Raw genomic sequence first — 16,469 nt, forward strand, 5'->3', positions numbered from 1 at the left:
CAAAGTATTCTTGTCAAAAGACGTTGTGGATATTTGCTTGCAAATGACTTGTACCCTTTCTGTTCCTATTTGAAGTACTCTCTTTACTATGGTAAAATCATTAAGAACAAATTTAGGCAATTGAGCTTATTGTGTTTATAATCTATGCCTTTACAAAAAGTTTTCAAAAATAAAGGGAGGAAAAATGATAGCAAATGAATATATAAATCGTGCAATAGATTACATCTTAGATCACATCAATGAGAATATATCTGTTGATGACATTGCTTCTCACTGCAATTTTTCAAAATATTACTTTTCCAGAATGTTTAAAATAGAAACCGGAGAAAGCATCCATGAATTTATCAAACGAGTAAAAATGGAGCAGAGTGCGTTTCGTATAAAAATTGAAAAAGGCAGAAGTATTACAGATATCGGCTGTGATTACGGGTTCAGCTCATCAAATTACAGTTCTGCTTTTAAACAACATCATAAATTATCTCCCATTCAATTTAGACGCTGCATTAAGCAAAAATCTTTATTAAATCCGGTTTTTCGAAATTCCATTGGTTTAGAGTCATTTGAAGAGTGCGACAAAAAGATTTCCATAGAAATTCTTGAGGATTTTCTTGTTATATACGAGCGTCATAAAGGAACTTATAGGAACTTATCGGAGCATTGGGGAGTTTTTCAAGAAAAAAATAAGGATTATATTACTGATAAAACCCTGCTTCTTGAACGCACCTATGATGACCCTTCTATTACAAAAATAGAAGAATGTCTATATGACATATGTATAACCGTCCCCGAAGGCTGCACCCTTGAAAATACCTATGTGCTAAAAGGCGGAAAATTTGCTATTTATCACTTTAAAGGCTTGGTAAATCAGATATACAGCTCTTTTCAAAATATATTTAATGTGTGGTTGCCCCAGAGTAACTTTGAAATTGACAATCGATATGGCTTTGAAATTTACAGAAAGATAGATTGTGATTCCATGTTTATGGAAATTGACCTTTGTATCCCAATCAAATAAAGCACAAAAACAGAAGTTTTATTTTGTTTTTTCCCTTATCATAACATGAACATAAGATATAGGGAGGAACTAGAAATGAACTTAGAAAACATTCAAAGCAACAAAATGAGAACCATTTTGCAATTTTCAATTCCATCGATTATCGCAATGATACTGACATCACTGATTACTGTTACCGATGGTTTTTTCATCGGAAACTTCGTGGGTAAAGAAGGTCTTGCTGCAATTAACTTAGGACTGCCTATTGTCTATTTATTCCTTGCAGTGGGTCTCATGGTATCGGTAGGCGGTGTTGCAATCGCCGGAATGGCTCTTGGCAGTAATGATATTAACAAATGCAACAGTGTTTTTAATCAGACCATGTGTACAACAATGGTTGCGACCATCCTGCTCAGTGTCATCGTGTGGCTTAGCCTTGATCCGATGCTTCATATCTTAAATGCTGATTCGCAGGTGGCAATGATTTTCACAGACTATTACGTCATTATGCTGTTGGAACTTCCTATTATGGTGATAAATGCATCCTTTGGTATGTTTATCCGCGGAGAGGGCAAACCACAGTATTTTATGAAAGTCAACATTTTGAACGTGTTGCTTAATATTCTACTGGATTATTTGTTTGTCCGTTGGTTTGCTTGGGGCGTAAAGGGAGTCGCTGTAGCCTCATTACTTTCTGCCCTTGTTACCCTTTTATACATTCTCTACTTTTTTATAAACAAGTCAAGCGTATACAAATTCGGTAGATTTACTTTTTCAGGTGACGTGCTGTGTAGCACACTACTCAATGGCAGCTCAGAATTTGTTGGTGAAATGTCAATGAGTATTTCTATGTTTGCATATAATTATGTAATACTAAGGAACATCGGTGTGGATGGTGTGACTGCATTTACCATCGTTGGTTATATTGCCTATATTTTCAGCATGGTGATTATTGGTTTTGGCCAAGGTGCAAGCCCTCTCATCAGTTTTACATATGGAGCAGAGGAACATTTTCTTGCAGTAAACCTGCGTAAGATAACCAACTTCATGGTGCTGACTGCAGGAGCAATGGTGCTTTTGCTTGTGCTGTTTGGTTCAAGGTGGTACAGCAGTCTGTTTGTAAAAAGTGCTGTCGTAGAACAGATGGTGCATTCCGGTGTAATCATATATGCTGTTTCATTTCTATTTTCGGGAATTAATACAATTTCCTCTTTTTACTTTACATCAATTGGAAAAGCAAAGGAATCAGCTATCATATCTTCTGCACGAGGTTTGGTTATTCTGCTCATTTGTATTTTTACTTTGCCATCGTTGTTTGGTATGACAGGTGTATGGCTTGTCTCTCCTATTACAGAATTTCTGACCTTAATTTTAAGTTTGTTTTTAATAGGAAAAGAAAGTAAATACCTATCACGAAGATTAACACAAAGTTGATGTTTCAACCCACGCATATGAATCTTGATAACATTCAATTTGAGCCACTACACATTGCCTTTGGGTGTAGTGGCTCTTTGTTCATTATTAATCGTCTATAGTCCAAATAAAAAGAGGAGTCGTTAATGTAAATACCAAATAGGCAAAAAAAATTGCTGGGCCACTCCCTCAAATTGACCATGTTTGAGAAATCAATGTACGTCATCCCAAGCTTGGCAAAGATATACTGCAAGAATAAGTTCATTGCAGGGACTATTTATGAGGTCTGATAGGCACTTCACGGCGGTCAGGTGTCATCATGCTCTCCAAGCTTAGACCCTATGGCTTTTGGTCCCTGCCTTTCAACAAACATCCCCTTGCATGAAGAAATAATTGTTTTTCTTAATTAAACTCAGCAATAGAGTTGTAAATATAGTCCAAGCTGTCGTTTTACGTGGCATCCTGTACTATGTTTTTTAATTATCTGACGTAATTATAAGAGAAGGAGCCTGGTTTCCACTGGCAGATGGGGCTGATTTTTGCTTCTGCGCAGACTCCTCCTGAGCCTTCTGTTCAAGCAGTTTCATGTATTCAAGTGTATATTTAAATTGCGCATTATAGCTAACAGCAAGCAAAGCCTTGTCGTATCTTGAGAAAGTCATTGAGGCAACCTCCCCATTTTCACCCTTGATATTTAATGTGATATTAGGGTCGTTATTTCCGTAGCCCTGGCAGTTATATTCAACCGATGCGACAGCGCCATGAACCACATTGAGCTCCTCGGCAGTTTTCTTTGCCAGCGCTGCATATTCCTGCGGATTCTTTGCAAGTGCTGTGTCATATGCTACGGAAATATTTTTGTCCAGCGTTCTGCTACGGATCACAGCGAACAGATCACCTGTTACAGAGTCGACTTCAAAGCTGTAACTACGCTCCCCATTGATCAGAACATCGGCATACCATCTTGAACGAGGAAGATCGTTCGTTGCTGGCTGGTAGCCCATTTCGATGACTTGCCCCTCCATGCTTAGGTCATATACGCTCCACAAAGCCTGCACTCCGATCTCGGCAGCATCTTTCTTTGCCATGTCCTTACTTGTCGGTGTTTGATTACGGTAAAACTCAAGGTCGATGTCCCTTACCGTATAGTTTGCTTTTTTATAGCCCTCGGGCAGGCTATTCTTCGCCGTATTGGATGACATATCCATGTAACTTACGTAGTTTGTGGGAATCGTATTTGTCTTGTTATATTCTGCCGCTGCGGCTAGCTGTGTAAATCCCTGAAACATCATTGTGTTGGCCCCGATGATCATGGCAGCTGCTAAAACCAACTTTTTAACTTGTTTACCTTCCGATTTGTTTGTTTTCATGTTAATATCTCCTTTATTTTTTAATAATTTTTTGTGATCACGAAACCAGTATATGGGACCTAAATTATAGAATCGTAATCAGGTTATTATTAAGTTGTAAAAGTTATTTTTGCCGTCGTCCCTTCCCCAGGACGGCTGCTAAAGCTCAGCTCCGCGTCATGGCTCAATGCTATCTGCTTGCAGAGAGCAAGTCCCAATCCTGCCCCGCCGTCGCTCCGGTTCCGCGATCTTTCTCCCCGATAGAAAGGTTCCGTAATTTGCGAAAGGATTTCAGGAGTCATACCTTTACCGTTGTCCCGGACACTGATCGTTTTCCTTTCGGCTTCCTTTTCCGCACTTACAATAATATGTCCACCCTTTCCGCACGCCTTTATCGCGTTGTCAATCAGATTGATCAGCATGCTTTCCATCAGGCAGGAGTCACCACGGATTGTCTCTATTTTACTGCTGAATTCTATCTGAACGTCTTTTCCCGCTGGCTTGCCGTTCTGCGTGAGACGGACGGTCTCAAAGAGGCTGGATACCTTCAGTTCTTCACAGGTAATCTGATTGTTCTGCAAATTTGCCATCTCCAGCAATTGATACGCTACCGTTTGCAGTCGGCGGCTTTCAGACATGATATAATTCAGTGCCGCAAGTCTGTCATCTTCAGACAAAACGGCCTTTTGCATATATTCTGCATATCCGTAAATCGCTGTCAGCGGCGTGCGGAGCTCATGAGCAAAATTATCGACAAACTGTTGCTTTTTATCTGCGACGTCCTTTAGTTCCGTCATCTGGCGCTGGATTTCCTCCGCCATGTGATTGAAGCTTTGTGACATTTCGGTAAGCTCGTCATGTCCTGATACGGGAAGTCTAGTTTCATAGGCACCATTCGCAATATCCTTGGATATCCCAGAAATCTGTTTAAGAGGCCTGAATATTCGGTTCAGCACGAGAAGAAGACCGAAAGCGAACAGAGCTGAGAGGACAAATCCCGCGAAGAATAATATGTTTTTTAGGCGGCTCCATGAGTTTATGGCGTCCGTCGTATCGTAAAGATAAATCAGTGTGTAGGAATCATACGGGGCAGGAAGTTTTCCTGAGACGATAACATAAGTTCTATCGTCAACTTTCCGTATCGTTGCCAAGCGACTTCCGTTGCCCGGCGGCTCTATGAAATTGCTCTGCAGTACAGTCACATCTTTACTGGAATAGACAAGTTGATTATTCTTGTAAAATGCCAGCTCTGCCTTGTTATCCCCTGACAGATAGCTGTAGGGCTGAAGCAGTGAACTTAAAGAACCATCTATGTCGGTTCCACGCCCTTGCACGGCTTGGATATCCTTTATCAGAGCAGATGATATAAAATAGTGTTCACTAAGACTCCTACTTTCCGCGCGGTTCACCATATCCCTGAACATTGCCACGGAAACAATGAATATTCCGAGGTTAAAGCAGAAGAGAAAAAGAGCGAGAGTTGTTAAAAAGGTTCTCTGCTTCATCGCCCTACCTCCAGACGGTAACCAAGCTTGTATACGGTTTTTATCTTGTCTTCCCAGCCCAGTTTTTTTCGCAATTTTTGTATATGTACATCTACGGTCCGAGTGTCTCCTTCAAAATCGTAACCCCAAACCAATTCCAGCAGCTTTTCTCTGGAGAGCGCGATATTACGGTTATTCACAAGGACTTCTAATAATTCATATTCCTTTGGCGTACATTCAACCAACTGTCCGTTATGAAATACCAGACGGCCGCTGAAATCAATTTTTACGTTTCCTGTTTCATAACAACTTGCTGTTTTCTGCGTCCGCCTTAAGACTGCTTCCACACGGGCCAGTAGTTCCAACATTTCAAAAGGTTTTGTCAGATAATCATCCGCTCCCATTGAAAACCCCTTGATACGATCAGGCAGGCTGTTTTTCGCAGTCAGGAAAATTGTGGGCGTTTCATTTGATTGCTTAATCACCTCAAACCCGTCAAGCCCAGGCAGCATAATATCCAAAATCATCAAATCGTAAGACTGACGTTGTATTTTAGAAACGGCAGTTTTACCATCAAAGACGGAATGACATTGATGCCCCACGAGTTGTAGGTTTCTTTTTACAAGCTCATTGATTGCCGCTTCATCCTCAACAATTAAAATAGATGCCAATTGACCACCTCCTCATTCAACAATATTATCAAGGTTTTGTTATAGAGTTGTAATGGATTCTGTTCTTTTTTGCCCAGTCACTATATTTCAACAGAAACATCCTGGCTAGATAAGCACTTCTGTCCAACATGTCATGTTATGTGTCGGATTGCTACAGGGTACCGAGTTTTTTCACCAGTTACACACACTCTTTTGTGCTTTGCTCATAGAAAAACGCAAATTCCTTGTCTGCGATTAGGTTGGTTTTGCAAAGTAGTCCTCAAGAATCTGCTGTTCGTCCTTCGGCTACTCGTGGTATATTCCAACACGTTCACTAAGCTTACCAACCTCAGCATAAGGTTGCCGCTCTTCCACCGAAAGATTTTCATGGCAACCTTCTAGAACTTTTTTCGTCAGTACACGAAGGAATATTCCACTTCCTTCCTTGTCCATTTACAAATTACCACCCTTTTGGAACAGAATAAATCATTTAAAGGAAGAAGTCGATACCTAAACAAAACAATTCTTGTCCTTTTTTCAAAGAATTGGAGAAGCCCACCCGTCGCACAAATGATCCTGATCTCTGTTTACCGTCTTTATGCAAGGATTGTCCAGTCAATAATTGCATAAGGGCGGTGGTTTTTTTGTTTCTATTTATGGCGAACCTCTCCTTACAACAAGATGCCATCACATTGGAAAGTATCTACACCCTACTGGGTAACTTCAATAAAGTGCTGATAAAATCAGCGATGAAGAGAAAAAATCTCTAATTTCTTTGCTAATCAAAGAAATAGAGATTTTTCCATGTGATAAATCAGAGTTGCCCCTGAAGTCTATTTTATTTAATTACTTCTGATATTGAAAATTTGCATTTTATTCTATGTTACTAAGGTCTCTTAATTGCATTACATATTTAATAATACATGTCCTATCGTTCCCTTAAAATTAATAGATGGTGTTTCAAAATATTCAGCACCATAGCAATCCCTTTCATACTAAAATTTTAATTAATCCTTTTAAAATAGCAAATATTAGTATTGACAAGTTACGTTTTAACTTATAATATATTAGATAGAATTCAACCTATTTAGAAAGGAATCCTAGTTATGCAACGTCGCGATACACCTTCTCACGATTTTTATATCAAAAATATAGCTCATTTATTACGCTACAAAAGCGATCAACGATTAGCACCCTATGATATCACCGAGTCCCAAGCACGTCTTTTGGGGCACATATATGGTGCACAAAGATCAGAACAAGAAATAAGCCGCAGATACTTAAGTCAGGCCATGCAAATATCTGGTCCATCCGTAACGAGCTTACTTAACAATTTAGAAAAAAAGGGATTGATTTCGCGTTGTTCGGGCAGTGAAGATGGCAGGACAATGCGCATAGAACTTAGTCAAAAGGCAATGATTCTCCTTAATGAAATGTCTGATATTTTGAATATGATAACACAAGATTTACTGGTCGGATTTTCAGAAGAAGAAAAAATCGCATTCTTGATGTTCTTAAAAAGGGCTTACAAAAATTTAGGCATGGACTCACACATTTAAAATTTTTAAACAAATAGGTAGATTTATACCTATCAACAAATGCCTTATTTTTATAGTTCTTTAAGACTTTTATGACTAAATAGGTAGAATTAAACTTATATTTAAAGGAGATATCTATAATGGAAAACAAACAAAAAGATGCAATGTATTATCTTGAACAAGCTCCTGTAACAAAAGCAATTATCCACATGGCAATTCCTATGATTTTAGGCATGGTTGCCAACATGATTTACAACATTACGGACGCTTATTTTATCGGAATGCTCAAGAATACACCTATGCTGGCGTCCATCACACTGGCTTTGCCTTTTACCACCATTCTTATGGCAATTGGGGAACTATTTGGTACGGGAGGAAGTACATATATCTCAAGATTGTTAGGCGAAAAAGACTTAATTGGTGTGAGAAAGGCTTCCTCGGTAAACTTTTATCTTTCCTTACTTTCAGGAATTGTGTTTATGCTAATCTGTCTTCCCGCCTTATCTCCTATCTTGAAACTCCTGGGAGCCACTGGCGAATCACTCCTTTATACGAGGTCTTATGTAATTGCTTATGCAATCGGTAGCCCGTTTGTAATTGCAAATTTTGCACTAGCCCAAATGGTTAGAAGTGAAGGTGCTGCCACCGAATCAATGATTGGAATGATAATAAGTGTCGTCATCAATATTATTCTTGACCCAGTTTTTATCTTTCTTTTCCATATGGATGTTATGGGTACTTCCGTTGCAACTGTCATTGGCAACGTCTGCGCGGTGGCTTATTATATTTACTATTTGAAAAGAAAAAGCCAATTCCAGAGTGTTAGTATCAAGGATTTTAAGCCTAACGGAGAAATACTCTTTAATATCTTCAAAATTGGCATTTCTGCTTTCCTTCTGTCCGGATTTTTGATTATTTCAAGCCTTATGTTCAACAACTATGCAATTATTTATGGAGATCATGTTGTTGCAGCATTTGGTGTAGCTAACCGTATATGCCAAATATCAGATTTTATTGGTATGGGGCTATATATGGGTGTTGTTCCATTGATTGCATTTTCTTATGCTTCCAATAATACACAGCGTTTGCAAGAGGTTTTGAAAAAAACTGCATTGTATCTCGTAAGTATTATTCTTACGATTGCTTTTACTCTATTTTTATTGCGCACACAGATTATACAATTATTTAGCTCAGATAAAAATGTGATAGAAGTCGGTGTAATTATTCTTTCGGCACTACTGCTTTCAACATTGTTCGCAGGTATATCAGGGCTGTTAACTAGTATGTTTCAAGCCTTCGGAAAAGGTTTTCAATCCAATATTATGTCGGTTTCAAGGGGTGTTGCTCTCATTCCAATCATCATCATAGCGAACTCTCTATTTCAGTTAAATGGAGTGATATGGTCTATGACTGTTTCCGAATTTTTTGCTTGCCTCACAGGCACAATTTTATGGCTTTTTTCAAAAAAAGCTATCAACGAAAAAGCTTTGCAAGAACGAATGACATTTGATACTGATGTTATGTAAAGAATATTTAGACAGCTTAATTAAGAATCTACAAGCTTAGCTTCAATGTTCGCAACACGGTAGCTTACTTTATTACGGAAGAACAAACTATAATAATATCACTTTTTTCAATATTAAAAGGCTAAGTACAAATTCATCAATTGGCCTATCACTTAGCCTTTTATTGCAAATTTAGCTTCATTTATAGCGTGACGAAAAAAATCTCTCTTCTATCCGAAAAATCTTTTTATTTCTATTTCTGCATTTTCAACAGAGTCCGAACCATGAATTATATTAAATGTTGTGTCGGAAGCAAAATCTCCTCTTATTGTCCCTGCGACTGCATCTTCAAACTTTGTTGCACCGATTAAAATCCTCATTCCCTTAACAGCCTTTTCCCCTTCCACTATCAGCCCTACCACAGGACCGCTAGTCATATATTCAACAATTTCCGAAAAAAACGATTCACCACTTATGTGGCAATAATGCTCCTTTAAAATCTTTTCATCAAGACTTATCATTTTGATATCGGCTATGGAGTATCCTTTTCTTTCAATGCGGGCTATAATTTCTCCCATAATACCTCTCTTTAGCACATCAGGCTTTAACATAATATACGTTCTTTCATATGCCATAATCATCCCTATCCTTTCGGTTTTATAAGTTGCGATTTAAAATATTTAGATAAATCGAGGTTTTTTTCAATTGCAGCTAAGGCTTATTGACTGAATGAGTCAATAGCTATATAATGAAATTATAATAACATTGAAGGAGGCGAAGTTTGTGCAAATTCATTCAAGTATTGAAAACCATAAAATTATGTCTATGGAAAAAGAAAAACGAAATATAATACTAAATGCTTCCATGTCTGAGTTTTCAAAAGGATTTAAAATGGCGTCCACTGATTTAATTGCACAAAAAGCAGGAATTTCCAAAGGGCTCCTTTTTCACTATTTTGGAACCAAAAGAGACTTATATCTTTTTATATTGGATTATGCCTTAGAAACGGTCATGAATGAATATAAAAGTCTTCTCTATTCTGATGAGAAGGATTTATTAGAACGTATCTGGCAAATATCCTTGCTTAAAAAAGACCTATGCGGTCAATATCCTGACATCTTTGAATTTTTGACTGCGTCTTATTATCAAATTTCAGAGCAGCCAAATGACTTTGCCCTTAGATATATGGAGTTAAAGAAAGAATTATACAGACTTCTTTACGATAACATTGACGAAGACTTACTTAAAGAAAATATCAACAAGGTTATGGCATCAAACATTATACGTTGGACGTTGGAAGGATTATCACAAAAAATGACCCATGAAAAGAAGTCATTTAAACAAATGAGTAAAGAGTTTGACACTTATCTTGAAGAAACAAAAAGCTATTTAAATTTGCTAAGGGAGTTATTGTACCGCTAACAAGGAGGTGAAGGGAATGGAAAAAGAACCGATTATTCAGCTTAAAAATATTACGAAAGAATATAAAATGGGTGAGGTTTCAGTTAAGGCCTTAAGGGGTGTCGACTTCTCCCTCTACGATAACGAGCTTGTAGTAATATTAGGCACAAGCGGTTCCGGAAAAAGCACGATGCTTAATATAATAGGCGGAATTGACAAACCCACAAGGGGAGATATCCTCTATAACGGAAAAAATATTTCCTACGCCACTGAAGCGGAACTTACAAAGTTTCGTCGAGAGGCTGTTGGCTTTGTTTTTCAGTTTTATAACTTAATCCCTAACTTGACTGCCAGGGAAAATATTTTATTGGCATCAGAGCTGTCATCTTCCCCCATTTCTGCTGACGAACTTTTAAAGCAAATCGGTTTGGAGGAAAGAGGTGACCATTTTCCCTCTCAGTTATCAGGAGGTGAACAACAGCGGATTGCCATTGCAAGAGCCGTAAGTAAAAATCCTCCTATCCTTCTGTGTGACGAACCTACGGGAGCGTTGGATTTTAAAACGGGAATTCAAGTTTTGCGTATTTTAAAAGATTACCAGAAAACCCGCAAAAAAATAGTTGTAATTATTACACATAACTCTTCAATAGGAGAAATGGCCGACCGCGTTATACATGTAAGAGACGGCCTTATTGACAGCATAACAGAAAATAAAAATCCTGTTTTGCCCGAAGAATTGAGGTGGTAGCATGCTTCTTCGAAAAGCAAAGCGAACTTTATTAGCAAATAAAAAATCATATTTTGCCTGCATGTTTTTAATTGCGGTTGGAATTATCATGCAAACCGCTTTATGTATTGCAGCTTCGGGACTTGAAAAATCCATGCTTGAATTTTATAAGTCTAATAATTTGGCAGATACATATGCAACTGTTCAATCTATGCCGGAAGACTATGTTGATACATTAGAAAAAATACCAGGTATTTCTTCCGCTGAAGGCAGATACATAGCCGAAATGCGTGCAGAAATTCCCAATTCGGATGAAACAATAACCTTAAGGCTTATTGCTGCAAATTCCATAGAGAATCCAACGCTTAACGCCTTAAACATAACCGGTACTGCGCCTAAAAATAAAACTGAAATTTTAGTGAATCCTGCATTTTTCAAGGCAAACAATTTAAGTGAAGGTGACACTATTTCCATATTTTCAAAAGGAAAAGAATATACCTTTACTTTAACAGGCACTGCCATTAGTCCTGAATATGTTTATATAACAAAGGATATGACACAAATGCTGCCCGATGAAGCAGGCTTTGGAATTGGCTATATTACAACGGAAAGTATGGAGGCTCTCACAGGTTACGTCGGTGTGGCTAACAGTATTATTTTTCAGAGAGAAAAAGATGTTTCCTTTGATGATATAAAATTACAGTTAGAAGACTCCCTTTCCCGTTTCGGACTTAAGGAATTGTTTGATAAAGAAGACTTGTTAAGTTATTTCTTTTTGGACTTGGAAATAACCTCTATTCGTTCCATGTCAAGCTCTATGCCAACGGTCTTTTTACTTCTTGCCGCTGTAGTTCTGTATTTAATGCTAAAACGCGTCATTGACCAAGAGCGTACGCAAATCGGAACGCTGAAAGCCTTTGGTTACTCTAATATCCAGCTTATACTCCATTATCTAACCTACGGAGCTATAACAGGTACTATAGGCGGAATAACGGGCTGTATCTTAGGATATATGCTTTCAGGCCCTTATTTGGAAATGTTTCAACAATTTTTTATGCTCCCTAATATAGAAAGCAGCTTTGACTTAAACATTATTATAAAAGCACTGAGTCTGGCAATTTTCAGCGGACTATTAGGAGCCTACGCCGGGGCGAGAAAAATGATTAGGCTAGCTCCTGCCGAGGCAATGCGCCCCGAAAGTCCAAAACCAATACGTTTTGATATCATAAAGTATTTGGGTGTTCTAAAACACTTCCTTAATTCACGGGGAAATATGTCTGTAAGAGGTATAACACGAAATCCCATAAGATCGACCTTTGTGGTTATAAGCATTATGTTTTCCTTTGGAATTATATCTATTGTGGGAAGCTTTAACGGTTTAATAGATAAAATGATTTTCAGTCAGCTTCAAGATATTCAGCGTTTTCAAGTGAAGCTGTCATTATCTCAACCCCTATCCTACGAATATGCCGTAAAAGACGCATACCGTTTAGAAAATATAACATATGCGGAGGGTATTTTGGAGCTCCCCTTTAAAATCTCTAATCGTCATTTGGTTGAAAATGCTATGGTTACAGGCATAACAAAGGACTCTCAGCTTTATCATATTGTGGATACAAATACAAAAAGGACATTTGTTCCGCCTGCTGACAGCTTTATTGTCACGAACGGTCTTGCCGATCAGCTGCAGGTTAAAGCCGGGGATTATGTGACACTTTCTTCACCTTTACTTGAGAAAGATATTTCCGTTTTCGTATCAAAGGTTATCGAACAAAATATGGGAAGCGGCTGCTATACGCAGTTAGACTACCTGAGCAGTATTATAAATCATCAAAACATTGCCACATCCGTAATTTTAAATACAAATGATTTGCGAGAACTAAAAGAAACAATAAAAGGAAGCAACATTGTGACAACCATAGAAGATAAAGAAAACACTTTAAAAGGCTATCAAAAGATGATGGGAATGTTCTCCAGTCTTTACGTTGCTCTTCAAGTTTTGGGTACATTGGTAGCTTTTGCAATTATTTATAATACAACAACGATTTCTTTGTCAGAACGTAAAAGGGAATATGCAACTTTACGTGTTATTGGTCTTTCTGTGGGTGAGGTATCGGAAATTATGAACTTTGAGTATGCAATTCTCACATCTTTTGGCATTCTCTTAGGTATTCCTTTTACCAAACTTCTTAACAGTTTAATGAATTTGATGGTAGATAGTGATATATACAGTATGCCTAGCACACTCCCCCTATCCGCCTATCTTATAGGTGCAAGCTGTTGCTTCTCAGCAATATTCTTGTCCGCCCGATCCGCAAGAAAAAGAATACAAACCTTTGATATGGTTGAAGTATTAAAAGAACGTGATTAATAAGGAGGGAAACTATGAAGAAAAAATTAATAAAAATATTGCTTGGTGTTATTATAGTAACGGCTGTTGCCGGTGGTATTTACTCGCTGAATGCGCCGAAAGAAGTTCCCTTAACTAAAGTTGTATCAAAAACTGCAGAGCTTACCTTTACCGAACAGGGTTCTGTTGCCGGTGGAAAAACAATTCAAATATATCCTCTAAGCTCAGGCAAAGTATTAAGCGTTGAAGTAAAAAAGGGGCAGCATGTTAAAGAGGGAGATATTATATGTGTCATAGATTCTGAGGACATTAAAGAGAAAATTAACCAAACAAACGGCTCGATAGCCGGATACAAGGCTCAGATGCAGACATGGCAAGCCCAAAACCAAAGCCAAAACCAAAGTGTCGTCGAAAAAAGAAAATTACAAAATATAATAATCAAACAAAGTGAGAAAAATTTAGAGCTGGAAAAAAAGGATCTGGATCGGCTTCTGGTACTTTATGAAAACGGTTTTATTTCCAATGTTGACTTGGAGCAGGCCGAATCATCCGTCGAGCAGGCTGAATTAACATTGCAGAGCCATCAGCAGGAATTAGAGTTGATATCAAATGCTGATGAAAACAGCAAAATGTCAGATTATTACAAGGCATTGATTAATATAGAAGAAAGCAATTTGAAACTGCTGGAAAAAGAACTTTCACAAACTAATGTCACGGCTGTTACCGATGGAGTTATTACAAACCTGCCTGTACAGGAAACAAATTATGTATCTGCCATGTCATCTGTTGCAGAGTTAACTGCCACAGATACGCTGTTTGTAGAAACATATGTATCTACAAATGACATAAGCAATATTGCTCTTGGAGATTCAGTTGTATTAATAATAAAAAGACGAGATGGAGATGTTACCTTTGACGGAACAGTTTCTTATATTGATGACACAGCAAACCTTATGATTTCTCCACTTGGATTAGAAGAAAGAAAGGTTAAGATAGAGGTAACTCCAAGTATTTCATTGACAGAAGAAAAGATTGGTATTGGGTATGATGTGGATGTACAGTTTTTACTTTACAAGGAAGAAAATAGCTTAGCCGTTCCTAAAACTGCATTATTTAAAGATAATGGAATTGATAAGGTTTGGATTGTTAATGGCAGAGCTTTGCACGCGATAGAAGTAAAAACAGGAATGGATCTACGCACCGAAACTGTAATTTTATCGGGGCTTGAATCTGATAGCTTCGTTGTGACCGATTCAAATGACGAGATTTTAAAGGAAGGTCTTAAGGTTGTTACAAAAAAATAATATATTCAACTTATAAACTTACATAAATTTATTTTCTTCATTTAAATACCTCCTTATGAACCCCTATTTACTCTTAGATTTAATAATATTCTTCTTTAGGAATTCCCCTTATGAAATAAATTATAAAGACAAAGGAACTGATAGTGAAAACTTTCACTATCAGTTCCTTTGTTTCAGTTTGAATGTTTTATCAATCTGTTTCATTATCATGGTTACAGTTCCATGGTATTTACTGGAACAATACCCCCTTTTCCATTAATGGTGAACCCATTAGTATGATGACAATGATTGCCTGTCTAGTGCTTGTAGGCATCGTTGTAAACAATGATATCATTTTAAAGGCCTTATCACAATTTCATGAGACGGATGGAACTGATGGAAGCCGATTGATGGCCTTCCCAACCGGACCCCCCCGATACTTATGGCATCTCTGACAACAATTTAAGAGCAGTTCCCTATCATTTTCTCAACCAGTGTCAACAGTGAAATGCTTCGTGGAATGGGAACAAAAGGATTGTTGCTGATTTATCAAAAAACAGAAAAAAGAATTATGATTTTCTTATAATAGAGGACTCACGTCTTATAAAGCACGTTGTGTTACGTAAACAGTTTTATTCGTTAGTGTATTATCCATAGCAATAAATTTTTTCTTCACCTGCAGACCTGGTGCTTCTTAAATAATTTAACCCAACAATAACACCTTTGATTTCAGGTCCTATTGTTGGGTTGCTTTTTCGTTTACCACTCTTAATTATACCTTGTTTGCAGAAGCACAGCATTATTTAAAATCTTTTGCTGCTTTCAGTCCATAAGCCGGTTCAGCTGCCTTTACCCCTCGACAGATTGCTCTTGCCATAACTTCCGTTGCGAGTGCACCAAGAGCATCCGGCCCGACTTCCACTTCTCCGGTTGCCATAACAAAAATCGTATCTCCATCAACAGAAGTATGAACCGGATTAATGGCCTTGGCATACCCATTATGGGTAATGCTGGCAAGCTTATTTGCCTGAACCTTCGTAAGCTTTGCATTGGTTATAACACAACCAATTGTTGTATTACCCGAAAAAACATTTCGCTTTCTGCCAATTTCGGCATACATCACTTCCTCTGTGCTCGATAAAGCTGTTTTATCTTCTGTTATAATTCCTGCGATTCGTTTTCCCGTATCATAATCAATCACATCTCCAAGAGCATTGACCGCAACCACTGCCCCACACTGAACATCGCCAATCTGCACTGCGTGGATTCCAAGCCCACTTTTCATCATTCTTTCAGGACCCAGAAACTTGCCTACAGATGCACCTGTTCCTGCACCTACATTTCCCTCCGCTGGCTCGCATGTTCCTGCCGCTTCGCAAGCTTCGTAACCCATGGCTTTATCTGGTCTGCATTTCGGATCGCCAACGACTAAATCAAAGAGGGATGCTCCGCAAACAATAGGCACAACTCCAACACCAACATCGAAACCAACTCCCTGCTCTTCCAAATACTCCATTGCACCGTCCCCCGCCGCAAGGCCGTAAGCACTGCCGCCGGAAAGCATAACACAATGAATCTGCTGAACCATATTGACGGGCTTTAACAGCTCTGTCTCCCTGGAAGCCGGCCCGCTCCCACGCACATCAACTCCCGCTACTGCTCCAGCTTCGCAAATTATGGCAGTACATCCCGTTGCACCTTTAAAATTCTGCGCATGTCCAATCTTAATTCCCTTTATTTCTGAAATTTTAATTTCCTTCATACACATTTCCTTT

Annotated in this window: 14 protein-coding genes; 8 read left to right on the plus strand and 6 right to left on the minus strand. The window is 38.3% G+C overall.

The genetic code is table 11. The annotated features are described in order from the left end of the window. The first annotated feature begins 184 nt into the window (after positions 1-184). Both CPRO_RS08165 and CPRO_RS08170 read left to right on the plus strand, forming a co-directional pair. Entirely contained in the window at positions 185-1,015 is an 831-nt protein-coding gene (locus tag CPRO_RS08165; RefSeq protein WP_066050180.1) for an AraC family transcriptional regulator, read from the plus strand. A 75-nt stretch (positions 1,016-1,090) separates the two neighbouring features. Further along, positions 1,091-2,428 (plus strand): MATE family efflux transporter, encoded by a 1,338-nt coding sequence (locus CPRO_RS08170; protein ID WP_066050186.1) that lies wholly within the window; start codon positions 1,091-1,093, stop codon positions 2,426-2,428. A 455-nt stretch (positions 2,429-2,883) separates the two neighbouring features. Here the strand turns inward: CPRO_RS08170 and CPRO_RS08175 are convergent, their stop codons facing one another. From CPRO_RS08175 to CPRO_RS15300, 4 genes are all read right to left on the minus strand, one after another. Then, entirely contained in the window at positions 2,884-3,777 is an 894-nt protein-coding gene (locus CPRO_RS08175) for a hypothetical protein (protein WP_066050189.1), read from the minus strand. A gap of 89 nt (positions 3,778-3,866) precedes the next feature. Beyond that, positions 3,867-5,261 carry a sensor histidine kinase gene (locus CPRO_RS08180; protein ID WP_066050192.1) on the minus strand — a complete coding sequence of 465 codons (1,395 nt, stop codon included), beginning with the start codon at positions 5,259-5,261 and terminating at the stop codon, positions 3,867-3,869. Continuing rightward, positions 5,258-5,911 carry a response regulator transcription factor gene (locus CPRO_RS08185; protein ID WP_066050197.1) on the minus strand — a complete coding sequence of 218 codons (654 nt, stop codon included), beginning with the start codon at positions 5,909-5,911 and terminating at the stop codon, positions 5,258-5,260. The genes CPRO_RS08180 and CPRO_RS08185 overlap by 4 nt, the downstream gene beginning before the upstream one ends. 285 nt (positions 5,912-6,196) lie before the next feature. Further along, positions 6,197-6,343 (minus strand): hypothetical protein, encoded by a 147-nt coding sequence (locus tag CPRO_RS15300; RefSeq protein WP_157881650.1) that lies wholly within the window; start codon positions 6,341-6,343, stop codon positions 6,197-6,199. Positions 6,344-6,996: 653 nt separating this feature from the next. On the opposite strand from CPRO_RS15300, the gene CPRO_RS08190 reads away from it, so the two are divergent. Together CPRO_RS08190 and CPRO_RS08195 are read left to right on the plus strand one after the other, a co-directional pair. Next, positions 6,997-7,449, plus strand: coding sequence for a MarR family winged helix-turn-helix transcriptional regulator (locus CPRO_RS08190; protein WP_066050200.1), 453 nt, complete (start codon positions 6,997-6,999; stop codon positions 7,447-7,449). Between the two features lie 119 nt (positions 7,450-7,568). Next, complete coding sequence (locus tag CPRO_RS08195; protein ID WP_066050203.1) at positions 7,569-8,954, plus strand: MATE family efflux transporter; 1,386 nt, start codon at positions 7,569-7,571, stop codon at positions 8,952-8,954. 209 nt (positions 8,955-9,163) lie between these two features. On the opposite strand, the gene ndk is transcribed toward CPRO_RS08195, so the two are convergent. Beyond that, positions 9,164-9,568, minus strand: coding sequence for a nucleoside-diphosphate kinase (ndk, locus tag CPRO_RS08200; RefSeq protein ID WP_066050206.1), 405 nt, complete (start codon positions 9,566-9,568; stop codon positions 9,164-9,166). A gap of 148 nt (positions 9,569-9,716) precedes the next feature. Here ndk and CPRO_RS08205 point away from each other — a divergent pair, with 148 nt between their 5' ends. The 4 genes from CPRO_RS08205 to CPRO_RS08220 are packed head-to-tail and all read left to right on the plus strand — an operon-like array spanning position 9,717 to position 14,715. Beyond that, positions 9,717-10,355, plus strand: a complete 639-nt coding sequence (locus CPRO_RS08205) for a TetR/AcrR family transcriptional regulator (RefSeq protein ID WP_066050209.1) — start codon at positions 9,717-9,719, stop codon at positions 10,353-10,355. Positions 10,356-10,371: 16 nt separating this feature from the next. After that, the gene (locus CPRO_RS08210) at positions 10,372-11,082 is read left to right on the plus strand and encodes an ABC transporter ATP-binding protein (RefSeq protein ID WP_066050214.1); all 711 of its coding nucleotides are present in this window, start codon (positions 10,372-10,374) and stop codon (positions 11,080-11,082) included. Position 11,083: 1 nt separating this feature from the next. Continuing rightward, positions 11,084-13,432: an ABC transporter permease gene (locus tag CPRO_RS08215; protein WP_066050217.1), complete on the plus strand. Its 2,349-nt coding sequence runs from the start codon at positions 11,084-11,086 to the stop codon at positions 13,430-13,432. Positions 13,433-13,446: 14 nt separating this feature from the next. Further along, a complete protein-coding gene (locus CPRO_RS08220; RefSeq protein ID WP_066050220.1) occupies positions 13,447-14,715 on the plus strand; it encodes an efflux RND transporter periplasmic adaptor subunit in 1,269 nt (422 codons plus the stop codon). A 778-nt stretch (positions 14,716-15,493) separates the two neighbouring features. On the opposite strand, the gene CPRO_RS08225 is transcribed toward CPRO_RS08220, so the two are convergent. Next, the gene (locus CPRO_RS08225) at positions 15,494-16,456 is read right to left on the minus strand and encodes a P1 family peptidase (RefSeq protein WP_066050223.1); all 963 of its coding nucleotides are present in this window, start codon (positions 16,454-16,456) and stop codon (positions 15,494-15,496) included. Positions 16,457-16,469 lie beyond the last annotated feature (13 nt).

The sequence above is a fragment of the Anaerotignum propionicum DSM 1682 genome (genome assembly GCF_001561955.1).
In the GTDB taxonomy this organism is placed as follows: Bacteria; Bacillota; Clostridia; order Lachnospirales; family Anaerotignaceae; genus Chakrabartyella; species Chakrabartyella propionicum.